This is a genomic window from Neptuniibacter sp. (assembly GCF_024231755.1).
Taxonomy (GTDB): domain Bacteria; phylum Pseudomonadota; class Gammaproteobacteria; order Pseudomonadales; family Balneatricaceae; genus Neptuniibacter.
Map to the genome: position 1 here is coordinate 1 of NZ_JAAEQH010000346.1, position 523 is coordinate 523.

General features: G+C 52.6%; 1 protein-coding gene. It reads right to left on the bottom strand.

All coding sequences use genetic code 11. The features are described 5' to 3' along the window. Positions 1-523: aldehyde dehydrogenase family protein (locus GY843_RS19695; protein ID WP_297312242.1), on the bottom strand; the 523-nt coding region annotated here is incomplete at both ends.

Consider the following 523-nt stretch of genomic DNA (forward strand, 5'->3'; position numbering starts at 1 on the left):
GGCGAGTGCTGCACCGGTCTCTCTGGTGCCCTGTACCAGATTCAGTACCCCGTCTGGCAGTTCTGCCTTCTGCCAGATATGTAACATGAGCTCTGCTGTTCTCGGGGTGAGTTCGCTAGGTTTAAGTACGGCTGTATTTCCTGCAAGCAGGGCGGGCATAATATGCCCGTTGGGCAGATGTGCAGGAAAATTGTAGGGTCCAAAAATCGCAACGACCCCGTGTGGGCGATGGCTGAGAATCGAGCGAACACCATTTGTGGTGCTTTCTTCGGTAGGGCAGCGTTGTTGATAGGCTTTGATGGTGAGTGCTGCTTTGCCTTTCAGCGCAGCGACTTCAGTTTTGGCTTCCCATAGGGGTTTACCTGTTTCCTGACCAATAGTATCTGCTAATAGTTTGGCGTACTGGTCGATCAGTTCGGTGAAGTGGATCAGGTATTGTGCGCGTTGCTTTAGGGTAAGTTCAGACCAGTGTGGAAAGGCGCGGATTGCTGCAGTAACCGCCTGATCGACCTGGTCATCGGTA